Raw genomic sequence first — 13,846 nt, forward strand, 5'->3', positions numbered from 1 at the left:
CGCTCATGGCTTGGCCGGAGCAGATGCAGGAGCGCCGGCGCCGCCGGGCTGCCAATGGCCCTGCTTCTTCAGCGTGTCGGCGACCTCGCGCGGCATGTAGGTCTCGTCGTGCTTCGCCAGCACCGAATCCGCCTTGAAACGCCCTGCCCCTTCGAAGACGCCTTCGGTGACGACGCCCTGCCCCTCGCGGAACAGATCGGGCAGCAGCCCGTCATAGGCGACCTTGATCGCAGTCTTGCTGTCGGTGACAGCGAAAGTAACGCGCTGGCCCGGCCCACGCTGCACCGAACCGGCCTCGACCAGCCCACCCAGCCGCATGCGCGTACCGGGAGCAACGCCCTTCTCGGCGATCTCGGTCGGGCCGTAAAAGAAGACGATCGTGTCGCGCATCGCGAAGAGCACGAGGCCGGCCGCGAAGAACAGCACGGCGCCCGCCGCCGCGATCAGCGCGAGCCGACGCTGCTTGCGGGTCAGGCGGCGCTTGGCGGGAAGCGCGCGAGCTGGTTGGGCGACACTCATGGTGTGGCCTCCTTCAAGGCCAATTCATCGGCCAAGGCATCGATGGCGGCAAGCGAAGCAGCATCCTGAGACAACCTCTCGCGCGCGGTCTTCACCGCCTGCAGCGCTGCCGGTCGATCCCCGAGGACGACGCGGGCCCGGATCAGGCGGCTCCATTCCGGCAACGTCCCGCCGCCCGCGGCCAGACGCTCCGCGAGTCCATCGACCATGCTCCTGATGGCCTGCTGGCGCTCGCCTTCCGGCAAGGCGGCGATCGCCTTGCGGCCGGCATCCGCCTGCATCTGCTCGATACGGGCGCGAACGGCAGCGCTCCATTCCGCCTCGGGCGGCGCATCGGCCAGGAGTTGCTGCAAAGCCGAAAGCGCGCCCTCGCCGTCCCCGTCCTGCTCCTTGGCGACGGCCAGGTAGAAGCGCGCCCGTGCATTCTGCGGATCGAGGCGGACCGCTTCCACCAGCGCTTCGCGCGCAGCGGAGGTCACGACGCCGCCTGCTTCGAGGATGCGGGCTTCGCCGAGGCCGGCGAGCAGATTCGTATCTGGGTTTCCATAGCGGACGGTCGCGGCGAAAGCCTTGGCGGCGTCGTCATATCGCCCCTGCCTCAGATAGATCGGCGCGATCAGCGACCAGCCCTTCGCATCCGTCGGGTTGGCCGCAAGATGCGCCTCCATGCGCGCCAGGACGACCGCGAAATCCTGCTGCGGCCCGGCGTTCTCCAGCCGCACCGCCAAGGGCTGGTCGGGGAAGCCGGGCGAACCGTAGAGTCCATAGACCAGGAGGGCCAGCAGCGGCACGACCGACAGCATCAAGGCAGAGCTCGCGCGGCGGCGACGCAGCGACGGCTCGGTCTCACCCGATGGCCCCGTCTCGTCATTCGCGGCGCGCAGCAGCCGTCGTGCCGCTTCGGCGCGCGCAGCCTCCGCTTCCGGCTCCGCGATCAGCTTGCGCCCGAGATCGCGCTCGATCTCCTTGAGCTGTGCCCGATAGAGGCTCTTGGCATCCGCGACATCGGCGAAGCCCTGTATCCGGCCATGACTCAGCGGCCAGAGCAGGGCGAAGATCGCCGCTCCGGTCATGGCCGCAAAGATCGTCCAGATCATCATGCGGCGTTCTTAGCCAATCGGCGGGCCATGTTCATGGCGACAAAGGGTCACGCGGGTTGGATTTGATCTAGATCGAAGGCAGGACGAGACGCACCCGCAAGCCGCCGAGGGGCGAGCGCTGCAGCGTCAGCTCGCCGCCATAGAGCTTGGCGAGGTCGACGACAATCGAAAGGCCGAGGCCGGAACCGGGCATCGCCTCGTCGAGGCGGCGGCCGCGCTTGAGCACCTCCGCCATCGCCTGGTCCGGCAGGCCCGGGCCGTCGTCATCGATCAGCAGCGCCATCTTCTCGCCCTCGCCGATCCTGCCTTCCGCGATCGAAACCTGGACCGTGGAATTCGCCCATTTGAACGCGTTGTCGAGCAGGTTTCCGAGCATTTCCTCGAAATCCTGCTTCTCGCCGCGAAAACGCAGCGACGGCGGGACCATGTGCGAACCCGTGATGTCCCTGTCCTGGGAGATCTTGATGAAGGTTCGCAGCAGCGCGTCGAGCGACGGAACGACCTCCGTCACACCGCCCAGCGCCCCGGACAAGGCCGCCGCGCGAGCGCGATCGAGGTAGTACTGCACCTGATCGCGCATGATCGCGGTCTGGGTTCTCACGGTCTGCGGAAGCTGGCCGTCATCCGTCCCAGCCTCGTTCATCATCACGCTGAGCGGCGTCTTCAGGGCGTGGGCGAGGTTGCCGACCTGGGTGCGGGCGCGGTCGAGGATTTCGTGATTGGCATCGATCAGCTCGTTGAGCTCGCTCGCGAGCGGCGCAAGGTCAGGTGGATACTGACCGGCGATGCGCGGGCTCTCGCCCGTCCGCACCGAACCGACGGCAGCGCGCAGCCGCACCAGCGGCCGCAGGCCGAAGCGCACTTGCACGAGCGTCGAGGCGACCAGCGCGATGCCGAGCAGCAGGAAGGTCATCGCCAGCGCGAAGCGGAAGTCCTGGATATCGCCTTCGATCTCGTCGGCCGGCGCGGCGACGGCAACGGTGAAGCGCCCGTCCTCGCCGACATCGATCTCGCGCTCCAGAATTCGCAGCAGGCGGTCGTCCGGGCCGGAGACATAGCTTTCGCGCAGTCCGCGGCTGTTCGGCGCGATCGACTGGTCGAGCAGCTTCGGGAGCTGGCCGCCCACCAGCGAGCGCGAGGCGCGGACGTTCGGACGCTCGCCATCGAGGCGGGTGATCTGCCAGTACCAGCCGGTGAGCGGCAGATCGAAACGCGGCTCGCCGAGGTCGCCGATCGTCTGGCGTTCGGTTTCCGGTGGCGCCGCGAGGTCGGCGACCAGTTGCTTGATGTAGACCGAAAGCCGCTCGTCGAAGCCGCGCTCGGCCGAGCGGCGATAGAAGGTCGTGAGGCCAACGCCTGCAAGGACCAGGATCAGGACGCAGCAGAAAGCTGCCGAGAGAAACAGCCGCGCTCCCAGCGAATAGCGATGGGATTTGAGGACCATCTCCCGCGATCAGACCTTTTCCGGAGCGGCGGCGATATAGCCCAGACCCCGGACGGTCTCGATGATATCCACGCCCAGCTTCTTGCGCAGGCGGCCGACGAAGACCTCGATCGTATTGGAATCGCGGTCGAAATCCTGGTCGTAGAGATGCTCCACCAGCTCGGTTCGCGAGACGACGCGTCCCTGGTGATGCATCAGATAGGACAGCAGCCGATACTCGTGCGAGGTCAGCTTCACCGGATTGCCGTCGACGACGACGCGGCTAGCGCGTGTATCGAGGCGGACGGGGCCGCAGACGAGCTCGGAGGTCGCGTGCCCCGCGGCGCGGCGCAGCAGCGCGCGCACCCGCGCCAGCAGTTCCTCGACATGGAAGGGCTTGACGACATAGTCGTCGGCACCGGCATCGAAACCGCCGACCTTGTCGCTCCAGCGATCCCGCGCCGTGAGAATCAGGACGGGCATGGTCTTGCCGGCCCGGCGCCAGCCTTGCAGCACCGCGACGCCATCGACCTTGGGCAGGCCGAGGTCGAGGATGACGGCGTCATAGGGCTCGGTCTCGCCGAGATAGAGCCCCTCCTCGCCGTCGAAAGCCTTGTCGACGGCGTAGCCGGCGTTCTCCAGCGCGGTCACGATCTGGCGGTTGAGGTCCTTGTCGTCCTCGACGACGAGCAGTCTCACGGTCGGTACGCTCCAGTTTGTGCAGATGTCCGCAAGGTGGTCAGCGGATGGTGGCGATCTTGCCGGATTGTCCTTCCAGCGTCACCCGGGCAACGCGTCCGTCGCGTTTCAACGTGGTGACGACATAGACGAACTCGTCGCCCTGGCGGCAGAGCCTGATGCGGACGACCTCGCCCGGCGCTGCGTGGCGGGCATGGCGCGAGGCTTCGGCCGGCTGCATGACTCGCCCCTCGGCAACGGCATCGCGCGTTTCGTCGGAAGACAGGCAGGACATAGGCGTCGCGTCGTCGACGCGGATGATCGGCATCGGCGGAGACATCATGAGCGCGAAAGCGAGGATCGGTTCGACCGGCATCATCGACATGGGCTAATCCCATCCGCGTGAATGCGCCATGAATGCACCACCCCGTCCACAACCTAGACTAGATCATGCCACGGCGATCCGTCCACGCCATTCGCGCCCTCGCCCCATGGTTGTGCTGAGTTGCGCTACCGACAAGGCGAGTTCGGCCTGGCTAGAGCCGAAATCGGCGAGTTCCTGCGCAGTGGAATAGAGCCACCCCGGCGTATTCACGATTTCGGCATGGACGAGTGTGTCGCCATCGAGAACGCGAATCTCATAGCGTTCGTTGTCCTCCCCGAGCGGCACCTCCACCAGCTCCCATGAGTCGCCGTCGAGACGTGTGCGCCGGATCCAGCTCAGCTGGATGCCCGCCCCGGATCGCCGCGCTTTCGGTCGGACAGGAGACATCGGGAGCAACGCATCCCCCGCAACCGTCGTCGTGAACTCCGCCATCGTCGAATCACCGACGTCATGACGTGCAGGGCCGACCCGATAGCGCAGCTCCCTGCCGATGTCGGAGAGATCGGTCGTCAGCGTCGCCGCCGATCCATCGAGCGCGACGACGCGGGCGCCGGGCGGCAGATGGCGCGATGCCGCCGCCTCTGATCCCCCGATCCCGCGAACGAAGCCAGAAAGGCGGAAGCGTTGCGGGCCGACGAGATCGACCTGCGCCGCGGTGACGATCTCGATCGCGCCGTCCTCGCCGATCAAGGCCAGGGCGTTCGCGCCGGCCAGTGCCGCCTCCGGCGATACCGATGAAAGGATGCCGCCGCGCAGCCTGACTTCGAGCACAGCGCGCCGGTCCGTCCGCCAGGTTGGTCCCGGCGGCAGCTCGGTCAGAGTTTCGCCGACGATCGAGGGAGCCTCGACGAATCCGGCGACATCGAACAGCCCGGCCTCGTTTGCTGCCCAGATCGCCAGTGCACCGGGCCAGGGCGAGGCGAAGGCCGCGAGCGACAGCAACGCAGGAGGCTGCGCGGCAACGAGCGGGACGGCTAGCGGGACGGCGAGCGGCCGTCCGGGCAAGGCCGGCGGCGCTCGCGGCGGACGGCCTCCGCCCTTTGCACCAGCGATCGAGTAGATCGCCGGCTCGACGGCGCGCGCATTGACCTGGCGAGTCGCTCCGTCGGCGATGCGCACGACACGGAACAGCCTCCTGTCGCCATCGACGGGCAGGGAGACGACATCACCCGGCTCCAGATCGACACAGCGGGGGGAAAGCTCGCATTCCAGCGTCTCGCGCGCCGCCCAGGCCTCCTGCAGGCGCTGATCGGCCAGGCGCTGCCCCTCGGCGGATCGCGTCACGATGGCCATCTCGACGGCGACCTCGCGCCGGGCGGCGCCGGCAAGGCGGCGCGAACGCGCGGCGGCGCTGCGATAATCGCTTTCGCTGTCGCTGAAGCCGAGGCGCAGTTCCAGCGGCAGCTCGGTTTCCTGGCTGCGGCGCAGCGTGAAGGGTTCGCCGTCGCGGTTCGGGACGAAATCGTCGGAGACGAGGAGCCGGGATACCCGGCCGCCGCGTCCTTCGAAGCGAAGTCGCCCGGAACTCATCACGGCATCGAAGCCGAAGGTTTGGGCCAACGGCTCGAGCGCCTGACGCGCCGATAGCGGGCGATCGAGCACATAACCGTCCACGAACCCGTCGACGGCTATGTCCGTGGCCGGCGGCAGGCCGAAATCGGCGAGCAGCTTCGAAACGAGCCGATCGATCGGCGTGCCTTCGAGCCGGCCGTTCAGCCAGTGCCCGGTCTCGTAATTGGCGCCATCAGCCCAGATACCGCCGAGATCCGGGAAGGCCGGGAATGGCCGCGCATCCCAATTCCAGACGACGATATGCGCCGGGTCGATCATCCTGATGCCGCTTGTCGGATGAACCGGGTTGCGCGCGGCATCGAATCCGACCCGGGCCGGATCGAAGCCGGAGATGATCGCCTCCAGCCCGCGCGCCTGCACAAGATCGTCGCGCGCGCCGCTGGAGAACGGCGGAAAGCCGCCCTCGGCGGAACGGGCATCGGGAAAGACATTGGGCGCGTTCGCGCCCTTGTCCACCGCCGGAATGCCGATCTCCGTCAGCCAGATCGGCTTCGCACCCGGCACGAAGGGCGTGGCGGTCGTCTCCGCCCCGCCAGAACGCCGGATATGAGGGTGGCTCCACCAGCCGTGGAGATCTTTTGGCCGGAACAGCCAGGGCTTTGCAGAAGATCCATCGGTGATGGGCAGGCGGGCCTGCGCGGCGCGGGCCGCTTCATCGGCGTAGTACCAGTCATGGGCCTCGCCGGAGGTCAGCCGATTTCGCAGATACGTCAGATCAGCGGGACTGCGCGCCACCACCGCATCGACGTGGTCGCCCGAGTCGCGCCAATCCGAGAGCGGCGGATAGTAGTCGATGCCGATCGCGCCGATCGCGGGCGATGCCCAGAGCGAATCGAGCGGAAAATCGATGTCCTGGCCGTCAGAGCGAACATCGGCACCGTATTCCGTCCAGTCGGCGCCATACGTCAAGGTCGCCGAGGGCAGGATGGTTTTGACGTCCTGCGCGATCGCGGCGAGGTGGTCGGCCATCGGATAGCCCGAGCCATCGCGCAGATGCGTGAGCCCGACCATCTCCGATCCGATCAGAAACCCCTCCACGCCGCCCGCAGCCTGCGCCAGCATCGCGCAATGCATGACGAGGCGGCGATAGGACCAATCGTCGGGCTTGGCGCAGCCCACCACATCGCCGGAGAGGTTCATGTCGGCAGGCTCGACGGTGCCGACGAAAGAGGAAATCTGCGCGGCGACGGCAGCCGTCCCCTCCGGGCTTCCCGGACGATCGGACGCCGGGTCGCAGCTGATCCGCCCTCGCCAGGGATAGCGCGGCTGCGCCACATCTCCGGTCCATGGGTCCGGCAGGGCATTGTCGGCCGGGATATCCATCATCAGGAAGGGGTAGAGAACGACTTCGAGCCCATAGTCGAAGCGCAGCCGCCGGATCAGCGCGATGACGCTCTCGTCGGAAGGTGTGCCGCCGAAGGCCGGCCGGCCGTCGATCTGGCTCACGGCGCGAGCGGTCGTTCGGGCAAGACCCGCGACCGACCATTCGGCGCCGACCGTCGGCTTGTGCGGAATCTCGACGCGTGGCGCGACGCTGCAGGATCCGGCCCGGAGATCGTCGCCGAACCAGGACACGACCAACGAAATCGAACGCAGATTGGGACAGAGCGCGATGAGATGGCCGAGAGCGGTATCGACATCCGCGCCGCCATAAAGCTGGTGACGCGTCAGGCTCTCGCTGACGCCCGGCTCGGGCTCGTGGCTGACCGGCCTGACGTCGTATACGAACTCGCCGGCGCCCGGGATCAGCGAGACGGCGCGGATCATGCCGCCCAAACCTTCAACCGCCCGCACGACCTCGAAATCGAACTGCGGCACGCGATTGCCGTAGTCAGCCAGCGGAAAGCGCTCGAACACGACATAGGCAAGGCCGCGATAGGCCGGTGCCTCACCCGCTTCCTTCGCGACGATGAGCGGATCGGGTTCCTGCGTCTCATGGCCGTGATGCACGCGCATCGTGAAGGTGCTCACGTCGAGTTCGCGGCCATCGACCCAAATCCGCCTGATGAAGGCGATCGAGCCCTCGCAAAGGCCGATCGCGAGATTGGCGTGGTAGCTGTAGGTCGTCTCGTAGGTCTTCTTCGCGCGCCCGCCCTTGCCGCCGCTCTTGCTGCGGCTGACCGAGACCGTGACCTCCTCCTCGAAGCGTGTCGCCCAGATGAGCTGGCCGCCGAGCCGCGCGCGGCCGTACATACGCGGGATCGCCCCGCCTTCCGTGGCGACGAGGCCGTTGACCTCCTTCAGGCGCGGCCCCTGGACGACCTTGTTGCCGCCGGAGCCGCCGAGCCAGGCCTGGTCGATGCTCGCGCCCGCCAGCCCGCCGAGCGCCTGGCCGATGGCGCCGCCGACCGGCCCACCCAGCGCCGTGCCGAGCGCCGCGCCCGCGACCTGGAGAAGAAGCGTCGCCATCAGTCGGTCACTCCGGGAAAGGAAAAGGCGTCGCTGAGATGGCGCCGCCACCAGGGCGTGAACGCGACTTCCGCGACCACCGCGCCATCATGGGCGTGAATGATGCGGTCCGGTTCGCTCAGGATGGCGCAATGCTTGGCCGGCAGGTGCTCACGCCAGCGAAAGAGCAGCACATCGCCCGGCCGCTCCCCGCCTCCCGCGACCGGCTGGAGATGCCGCATCGCCGCTGTTGCGAGGGTTTCCTGCCGCAAGCTCTCGGCCCAGTAGGGCGAATAGGGCGGGGGCGCTTCCGGTTCCTCCCCCAGGAGGTCGCGCCAGATGCCCCGGACGAGGCCGAGGCAATCGCAGCCGATGCCCTGCAACGAGGCCTGATGGTGATAGGGCGTGCCGAGCCAGAGCCGCGCGGCTTCGACGATCTCGCCGCGCCTCACCGGAACAGGCTCCCGCCGTCGAGCGCGCCGTCGCCGGGACGAACGCCGCCGATGATGAAATCCGTGGTCGGCATATGCGGGAAGCCGCGGAAATTGGCGCCGTTCCCGAACTTCGCCCGGCAGGTGGCGAAGCTCTTGTCGCAGCCCGGCGTCACGCTGAAGCCGTCGCCGGCCAGGATCGTCGCGGCCGGCGATTGCCAGAGCTGGAAGATCGCCCGGTCGCCTTCGATGCCGTGCCGCTTCACCTCCGTGGCGAAGCCGGCATTCGCGCCGCTGGTGAAGAGGAGCCGCCCGCCGGTGAAATGCCCGTCCAGATAGGAGGACAGCCCCGTCGCGGCCAGTCCCAGGCGGCCATCGCTGGTGGTCACATGCGACGCGGCAGACACAAGCGCCGCGCCGCAGCGCGCATCGCCCAGATCGGCCGAGCAGGAGCGCAGATAAAGCCGCCCGCGCTCCTCGTCGAAGGCCTTCGCGAAGCTGCGGATCTCGGCCGTGAAGCCGAGTTCGCCGCGCTTGATCTCGCCGACGAAACCCTCTTCCAGCAATAGCCTTTGCCCAGGCTCGGACCAGTTGACCAGCCAGATGCGCAGGCGGGCGTCGTCATAGAGGCCGCGTGCCAGATCGGCTTCGTTCAGCCCGGTCGCCGCGAAGGCGCCGGCGACGTCGCCACCGCCGATGGCGAAGCCGATTTCCGACGTCGCTTCGGCCGCTTCCAGACCGGTCACTGCCGCAAAGGTCACGCCGTCGAAGGACAGAGAGCGGTCATGATCGGTGAAAGCCAGCACCAGCCCATCGCGGCGCGTCAGGGTCCAGCAACGGCACAATGTGGTCGCGCCGCCTTCGAGATGGGTGGCGAGAGCGGCAGGGATGTCGCGCATGATGCAGGCCTCAGGGGATGATCTCGACGACGGGAATGCGTGGGATCTCGCCGGCCTCGAAGGCAGAGAGATCGACCTCGATCGCGTCGATGTCGAACCGGACGGGCACATCGAAAGCAAAGCCAGCCGTGATCGCGGCGGCAGGCGGCGGGATCGCACCGGGCGGGAAGGTGACGCGCCCGGTCGCCAGGTCGCAGGCGAACGCCCCCGCCATCTGCTCGACTCCATCAAGCGCGATCCGCACGGTGCCGTCGCAGGGCTTGGCGATCATGCGGCTGTATGCCGATGCGCCCGAACCATAGGCCTTGCAGAGCTGGAACACCGCGGTAACGCCGTCGCCGGTTCCGATCATCTGGTCCATCGCTGCCGGGGCGTGCGATGGCGGGCAGCTCTTCCAGTCGAGCTGGTCGCGCCAGCGGAAGCCGTAGAGCCTGCCGCGGCGCTCCTCGAAGAAGCTCACCACCGCCGCCAGCGCGTCGAAGCTGCGGACACCGAGCCCGGCATCGTAGCGACGCCGCGAATGCGCCCAGCGGCTGTTGCGGACCTCGCGACCGGAGGCGAGCGTGATGATCTGGGTCTGGCGCTCCGGCCCCCCGCGCGCACCGCGGGCCACATCGAGCGGAAAGCGGACCTCATGAAAATCGGCCATGCCGTCGCCCCTCAGAGTGCCCGGTTGCCGCGTGCGACGGCGCGGGCAATCGCGGCCGAGACCTGCGCTTCCGAGCGGCGGAAGCTGTCTGCATCGGGCGTCGAGACCTGCACGACGACGCTGAGCGGACGCGATGCTCCACTCCCGGCCCGCACGCCAAGGCGCCCGTCCGGGCCGCGCGAGAGCGGCATGATCGCCTCGGCACCGCGCTCGCCCATCAGGCCGAGACCGCGCCCCGTCGGAAAATATGAGGGGGAGGCGACAACGCCGCCCTCGGCAAAGGCCTTGACGGGAACGCTTCCGCCCATGGAACCGAAGCTGAGGCCGCTGAAGAGACCGGTGAGGCTTTTGATGCCCGTTCCGAGCAGGCTGGAGAGGCCGGTCTGCAGTGGTTTCAGCGCCGTCTTCAGCAGGCTGTCGGTCATCGAACGGCCGACACTGCGCAGCACATCCTCGAAGCGCTTGCCCTCCACGATACCACGCGAAAACGCATTGATGATCGATTTACCAAAGCTTTCCGAGGATTTACTCAGAGATTGAGTCAACTTGTCCATCGACTGAAGATCGGACAGACGGGTGGAATCGACGCTTTCGTCGCTGGCCATGGTCATCCTCTTGAGAAAATGCTTGAAGACTCTGCGTCAGGCATCTGCATAGGCAGCCATCAGCGCCGCCAAGGTGACGCGCTCCGTCGTGCCGCCTGCGCCGCCACGCTGCGCCTTCAGCGCTGCCGCGATCTCGCACGGTGTTGCCGCCCAGAACTGCTCCGGAGACCAGGCCAGTCGCCCGAGTCCGAAGGCCATGACCTCCTCCCAGGGAAAGGCCGCCGGCGCCGTCACAGCTCCGGCGGCTGCGGAGGGTGGGCGCCCTGCCCTTCGCCGAAGGTCGCTTCGAGCAGCGCGATCGCCGCCTTGATCGCGCCGTTCAGCCCGCCGTCGAAAGAGAGGTCCGCAACGTCCTCGTCGCGGATCGCCTTGCCAGCCCCCCGCAGGCCGGCAGCGATGATGCGGATGATGTCGCGGGCCGAGAGGCGTCCGTCGACGAAGCGCTCGCCGAGAGCCGGCAAGCTGTCGACGGCAAAGGCCTGCTCGAGCTCGGCGAGAGCGCCCAGCGTCAGCCGCATCGGCAGCGTCTCGCCGGCCACCATGAGCGCGGTCTCACCGCGATGACGATTGACCATTGCCGCCTCCCTAAAGTGCCGCGAAGGCCAGCAGCCCGGCCGATTCCAGCGAGAGGTCGAAGGTGACCTCGCCGGCATGGTCGCCGCGATATTCGAGGCTCGTTAGCTGGAACGGGCCTGTGATCGCCCCGAAATCGGGCACGATGACCTGCCAGTCCCGGATTGCGCCATCGAAGAACACCTGACGCACCAGAGCGTCGGACGCTTCATCCTTGAAGATGCCGGCACCGCTGATGCTGGCGCGGCGCACGCCGGCTCCGGCCAGCAATTCGCGCCAGCGCCCGGCCGATTCCGAATGGGTGACATCGACGGTCTCGGCGTTGAACGCGATCTGGCGTGCCCTCAGGCCCGCCACGGTGACGAAAGCGCCGGCGCCATCTGCTGCCTTGAGCAGCAAATCCTTGCCCTTCTGTGCCGCCATGCAGCTTCTCCTTCACGATCAGAGTGTTTCGGTGACGGCGCGGAAGCGGATCGTCACAAAGCTGAGCCCATTGCGGGGCTCGCGGGCGAGCCGGCTGGAAAGCCAGCGCAAATTGACAAGGGCGTGCCCCTCGGGGGCGAGTTCGGCGTCATCGAGCGCCCCGACGATCAGGCCCGCCGCCTCCAGCGCCTGGCGCGACGAACCGCTCTGGGCGGCCCAGACGACGAGAGCGAGTTCCTGTTCGCAACCGCGATCGCTGCCGGTCGACCAGTCACGCGCCTCGACCTCGCCATGAACGACATAGAGCCCGCGCGCCGCGCGCGGCGCCTCGTCATGGACACGCCCCGGGCCGATCAACGCGGTCAGCGCGGCATCGGCCGCCAGACGGGTCTGGATCGCCGCGCGCATAGCCAGGATCGCGTCGCTCATGGCTTCACCTCCTCGACCAGGCAGACGAGGCGCCGGCGCGAGCCGTCCGGATCGGCGACCGCGCGGATGTCGAAGATGCGGTCGCCGTCGCGCAGCCGCTTTGCGGCATCGACATCGCCGCGCCAGCGCAGGGTCACGCGATAGGTTGCGCTCTGCTCCGGGCGCCCCTGGCGCCATTGCTCCGCGCCGGAGACCCATTCGAGCTGCGCCCAGAAGGCCGCCAGCGTCTCGAAGGCCTGCGTCGCGCCGCCGATGCCGTCCGGCGTCGCGACCGGCGCCTCCAGAAGGAGCCTGCGCTTCAACCGACCAACCGCGGCAGATGCAGCGTTCGCCATGGCTCAAAGCCTTCCGCGGCGGAATGGCGCGACCAATGCGGCGATTGCGCCCGGCAGCGCCCGCGCATCGCGGCTGGCGACATCGCCGCGCTCCTCGAACCAGCGGGCGGCCAATCGCAGCACCGCCTGGCGCAGCGGAGCGGGAACGGCGGCGGCGGTCGCTCCGTAGCCGGCCACGACATCGATTTCGATGGCGCCGTGATCGCGGCCGATCTCGGGCACCTCGCCGGTCAGGCGGATCAGGGGCGGATCGGCACTCCGGTCGAGCGTCAATGCCGCTTCGGCCACCGTCTGCGCTGCGCCAAGCATGTCGTAGACACGGGCCGCTTCGATCCGCGCAATCGGGGATAGCGGCATCCGGATCTCGCCCTTGGCGGGCCAGCGATCCAGCACGATGCGCCAGCGCTGCTCGATCAGGCAGCGGCCGGCCGCCGCCTCGATCATCAGCCTGGAAGCCGTGAGCAGCGTGGAGAGCAGTTCGTCCTCGTCGCTCTGGTCCAGGCGCAGGAATTGCCGGGCCTCGGTGAGCGTCACCGGTTCCGTCGCTGGTGGAGCCAGGGCAAGCGGCGTCATGATCGTCCCCTTCGAAGTGTCTGAGAGGTTCATTTGCGGGGCGCGGCGCGCTATCAGCGTCCCCTGGAAAAGGAGCGCCCGATGCGCATTGCGAATTGGATTGTCGCCGCCGGACTCAGCTCCATCGCCTGCGGGCTTGGAGCCCCGTCGGCAGAAGCCGTCGTCGGCGGGCGCGAGGGCGGGCCGGCCGCCAGCTCGACATTGATGGTGCTCAACGCACGCGGCGGCGTGTGCAGCGGGATCGTGCTGTCGCCGCGCGCTATCCTGACCGCGGCGCATTGCGCAGCTGGCGGAACCGAGTTGCGCATCCATTGGCGAGAGGCGGGCGAGCCCGTCCTGATCGCGCCCGCATCGGTCGGCCTGCACCCCGAATTCGACGCCGGCGCGATCCGCAACCGCCGGCGGTCGATCGATCTCGCCCTGATCCGGCTGGCCGAGCCTTTGCCGGCGCGTTTCGCGCCTGCCGATCTCGTCGATGGCTCGCTGCCACGTGCAGGCAGTCCGGTGACGCTCGCGGGCTATGGCGTGGCGCGCGAGGGCGAAGCCCGCAGCACGGGAACCTACCGATCCGCCGCGCTGATGGCTGTCGAACCCTATGGCCCCGGCCGCATCCTGCTCTGGGCCGCGGATCCGGCCGGTGCCGGCAAGCAGCCCGGCGCCAGTGCCTGTCAGGGCGATTCCGGCGGGCCCATCTTCGCCGATGGGGGAGTCAGCGCCGTCACCAGCTGGTCGACCGGTCCGAAGGGCCGCAGTTGCGGCCTTCTCAGCCAGGGCGTTCTGGTGGCGCCGCAGCGGCACTGGATCGACGCGACGCTGTCGCAATGGGGAGAAACGGCGCGCTGGTCGAAGGGCCGGTGAAAACGC

Annotated in this window: 17 protein-coding genes; 1 reads left to right on the forward strand and 16 read right to left on the reverse strand. The window is 68.2% G+C overall.

Features of this window, described 5'->3' with window-relative positions; translation table 11 throughout:
- Positions 1-3: 3 nt before the first annotated feature.
- The 16 genes from ccmE to AC2FAN_RS05450 form a co-directional block, all read right to left on the reverse strand.
- Entirely contained in the window at positions 4-474 is a 471-nt protein-coding gene (gene ccmE / locus AC2FAN_RS05375) for a cytochrome c maturation protein CcmE (RefSeq protein WP_485173057.1), read from the reverse strand.
- A 41-nt stretch (positions 475-515) separates the two neighbouring features.
- Positions 516-1,616, reverse strand: coding sequence for a c-type cytochrome biogenesis protein CcmI (ccmI, locus tag AC2FAN_RS05380; protein WP_485172978.1), 1,101 nt, complete (start codon positions 1,614-1,616; stop codon positions 516-518).
- Positions 1,617-1,686: 70 nt separating this feature from the next.
- Entirely contained in the window at positions 1,687-3,063 is a 1,377-nt protein-coding gene (locus AC2FAN_RS05385; protein ID WP_485172979.1) for a sensor histidine kinase, read from the reverse strand.
- 9 nt (positions 3,064-3,072) lie between these two features.
- Positions 3,073-3,741: a response regulator transcription factor gene (locus AC2FAN_RS05390; RefSeq protein ID WP_265052504.1), complete on the reverse strand. Its 669-nt coding sequence runs from the start codon at positions 3,739-3,741 to the stop codon at positions 3,073-3,075.
- Between the two features lie 40 nt (positions 3,742-3,781).
- The gene (locus AC2FAN_RS05395) at positions 3,782-4,105 is read right to left on the reverse strand and encodes a PepSY domain-containing protein (protein WP_265052503.1); all 324 of its coding nucleotides are present in this window, start codon (positions 4,103-4,105) and stop codon (positions 3,782-3,784) included.
- 63 nt (positions 4,106-4,168) lie between these two features.
- A complete protein-coding gene (locus AC2FAN_RS05400) occupies positions 4,169-8,086 on the reverse strand; it encodes a baseplate multidomain protein megatron (RefSeq protein WP_485172980.1) in 3,918 nt (1,305 codons plus the stop codon).
- Positions 8,086-8,517 (reverse strand): NlpC/P60 family protein, encoded by a 432-nt coding sequence (locus tag AC2FAN_RS05405; protein WP_485172981.1) that lies wholly within the window; start codon positions 8,515-8,517, stop codon positions 8,086-8,088. Before AC2FAN_RS05405 ends, AC2FAN_RS05400 begins: the two co-directional genes overlap by 1 nt.
- Entirely contained in the window at positions 8,514-9,395 is an 882-nt protein-coding gene (locus AC2FAN_RS05410) for a DUF2163 domain-containing protein (RefSeq protein ID WP_485172982.1), read from the reverse strand. Before AC2FAN_RS05410 ends, AC2FAN_RS05405 begins: the two co-directional genes overlap by 4 nt.
- A gap of 10 nt (positions 9,396-9,405) precedes the next feature.
- Complete coding sequence (locus tag AC2FAN_RS05415; RefSeq protein ID WP_485172983.1) at positions 9,406-10,044, reverse strand: phage distal tail protein, Rcc01695 family; 639 nt, start codon at positions 10,042-10,044, stop codon at positions 9,406-9,408.
- Between the two features lie 11 nt (positions 10,045-10,055).
- The gene (locus AC2FAN_RS05420; protein ID WP_265052498.1) at positions 10,056-10,649 is read right to left on the reverse strand and encodes a phage tail tape measure protein; all 594 of its coding nucleotides are present in this window, start codon (positions 10,647-10,649) and stop codon (positions 10,056-10,058) included.
- Positions 10,650-10,685: 36 nt separating this feature from the next.
- Positions 10,686-10,883: a phage tail assembly chaperone gene (locus AC2FAN_RS05425; protein WP_485172984.1), complete on the reverse strand. Its 198-nt coding sequence runs from the start codon at positions 10,881-10,883 to the stop codon at positions 10,686-10,688.
- Positions 10,880-11,224: a gene transfer agent family protein gene (locus AC2FAN_RS05430; RefSeq protein ID WP_265052496.1), complete on the reverse strand. Its 345-nt coding sequence runs from the start codon at positions 11,222-11,224 to the stop codon at positions 10,880-10,882. The genes AC2FAN_RS05425 and AC2FAN_RS05430 overlap by 4 nt, the downstream gene beginning before the upstream one ends.
- A gap of 10 nt (positions 11,225-11,234) precedes the next feature.
- The gene (locus AC2FAN_RS05435) at positions 11,235-11,645 is read right to left on the reverse strand and encodes a phage major tail protein, TP901-1 family (protein ID WP_265052495.1); all 411 of its coding nucleotides are present in this window, start codon (positions 11,643-11,645) and stop codon (positions 11,235-11,237) included.
- Between the two features lie 18 nt (positions 11,646-11,663).
- A complete protein-coding gene (locus AC2FAN_RS05440; protein ID WP_265052494.1) occupies positions 11,664-12,074 on the reverse strand; it encodes a DUF3168 domain-containing protein in 411 nt (136 codons plus the stop codon).
- Complete coding sequence (locus AC2FAN_RS05445; RefSeq protein WP_485172985.1) at positions 12,071-12,409, reverse strand: phage head closure protein; 339 nt, start codon at positions 12,407-12,409, stop codon at positions 12,071-12,073. The genes AC2FAN_RS05440 and AC2FAN_RS05445 overlap by 4 nt, the downstream gene beginning before the upstream one ends.
- A 3-nt stretch (positions 12,410-12,412) precedes the next feature.
- Positions 12,413-12,982 (reverse strand): head-tail connector protein, encoded by a 570-nt coding sequence (locus tag AC2FAN_RS05450; protein WP_485172986.1) that lies wholly within the window; start codon positions 12,980-12,982, stop codon positions 12,413-12,415.
- 81 nt (positions 12,983-13,063) lie between these two features.
- Here AC2FAN_RS05450 and AC2FAN_RS05455 point away from each other — a divergent pair, with 81 nt between their 5' ends.
- Entirely contained in the window at positions 13,064-13,840 is a 777-nt protein-coding gene (locus AC2FAN_RS05455) for a S1 family peptidase (RefSeq protein WP_485172987.1), read from the forward strand.
- Positions 13,841-13,846 lie beyond the last annotated feature (6 nt).

It is taken from the genome of Allobosea sp. RIT-PG3_2, from assembly GCF_057321085.1.

Coding starts and splice junctions, on each gene's coding strand:
- ccmI (WP_485172978.1), bottom strand. CDS start 1,616: ATGATCTGGACGATCTTTGCGGCCATGACCGGAGCGGCGATCTTCGCC.
- AC2FAN_RS05385 (WP_485172979.1), bottom strand. CDS start 3,063: ATGGTCCTCAAATCCCATCGCTATTCGCTGGGAGCGCGGCTGTTTCTC.
- AC2FAN_RS05395 (WP_265052503.1), bottom strand. CDS start 4,105: ATGTCGATGATGCCGGTCGAACCGATCCTCGCTTTCGCGCTCATGATG.
- AC2FAN_RS05400 (WP_485172980.1), bottom strand. CDS start 8,086: ATGGCGACGCTTCTTCTCCAGGTCGCGGGCGCGGCGCTCGGCACGGCG.
- AC2FAN_RS05410 (WP_485172982.1), bottom strand. CDS start 9,395: ATGCGCGACATCCCTGCCGCTCTCGCCACCCATCTCGAAGGCGGCGCG.
- AC2FAN_RS05415 (WP_485172983.1), bottom strand. CDS start 10,044: ATGGCCGATTTTCATGAGGTCCGCTTTCCGCTCGATGTGGCCCGCGGT.
- AC2FAN_RS05420 (WP_265052498.1), bottom strand. CDS start 10,649: ATGGCCAGCGACGAAAGCGTCGATTCCACCCGTCTGTCCGATCTTCAG.
- AC2FAN_RS05430 (WP_265052496.1), bottom strand. CDS start 11,224: ATGGTCAATCGTCATCGCGGTGAGACCGCGCTCATGGTGGCCGGCGAG.
- AC2FAN_RS05435 (WP_265052495.1), bottom strand. CDS start 11,645: ATGGCGGCACAGAAGGGCAAGGATTTGCTGCTCAAGGCAGCAGATGGC.
- AC2FAN_RS05440 (WP_265052494.1), bottom strand. CDS start 12,074: ATGAGCGACGCGATCCTGGCTATGCGCGCGGCGATCCAGACCCGTCTG.
- AC2FAN_RS05445 (WP_485172985.1), bottom strand. CDS start 12,409: ATGGCGAACGCTGCATCTGCCGCGGTTGGTCGGTTGAAGCGCAGGCTC.
- AC2FAN_RS05450 (WP_485172986.1), bottom strand. CDS start 12,982: ATGACGCCGCTTGCCCTGGCTCCACCAGCGACGGAACCGGTGACGCTC.
- AC2FAN_RS05455 (WP_485172987.1), top strand. CDS start 13,064: ATGCGCATTGCGAATTGGATTGTCGCCGCCGGACTCAGCTCCATCGCC.